Origin of the sequence: Planctomonas deserti (assembly GCF_003067705.1) — a bacterium.
Classification (GTDB): Bacteria; Actinomycetota; Actinomycetes; order Actinomycetales; family Microbacteriaceae; genus Planctomonas; species Planctomonas deserti.
This window is the reverse complement of sequence record NZ_QANL01000160.1, coordinates 1-560: the sequence shown is the minus strand read 5'-3', so window position 1 is coordinate 560 and position 560 is coordinate 1. Positions and strand designations below refer to the sequence as shown.

The following is a 560-nucleotide window of genomic DNA, read 5'->3' as shown; positions in this document are numbered from 1 at the left end:
AGCACGCGTAGGGTGAGTGCCGCGGCGGCATGGCCATCACGCTGGTAGTCCTCGTCGATGCGCACGCCACCGGGCCGCACCGGCTCGAACTGGATGTCGCGTTCGAGGAAGGCGTCTTCGCCACCGTTGTCGTACAGCGCCTGCAACGCGCGCAACACAGCCGGTCGCGAGCGGAAGTTCTGGTCCAGCACCGGCGCCTGCTGCGCCACCTGCTTGGCCTTCAGGTAGGTGTGGATGTCACCGCCGCGGAAACCGTAGATCGCCTGCTTGGGGTCGCCGATCAGGAACAGTGCCGGCGCCAGGCCGAGTTCGCGCACCTCCGGCGAATCGCCGAACACGGTGTGGAAGATGCCCCACTGGCGATCGTCGGTGTCCTGGAACTCATCGACCAGCGCGATGCGGTACTGCGCACGCAGTTGTTTCACCAGTGTCAGCCGTTGCGGGCCTTCCAGCGCCACCGCCACGCCATCGATCAGATCGTCGTAGGTCTGTACCCGGCGTGTACGCTTCAGCGCCTGCAGGCGCTGCGTGGCTTCGGCGCGAAGCGTGTGCAGGAAATT

1 protein-coding gene is annotated in these 560 nt (G+C 66.1%); it reads right to left on the bottom strand.

Annotated elements, in window-relative coordinates:
- A partial coding sequence (locus DAI20_RS20060) for a UvrD-helicase domain-containing protein (RefSeq protein ID WP_159085158.1) occupies window positions 1-560 on the bottom strand: 560 nt, incomplete at both ends.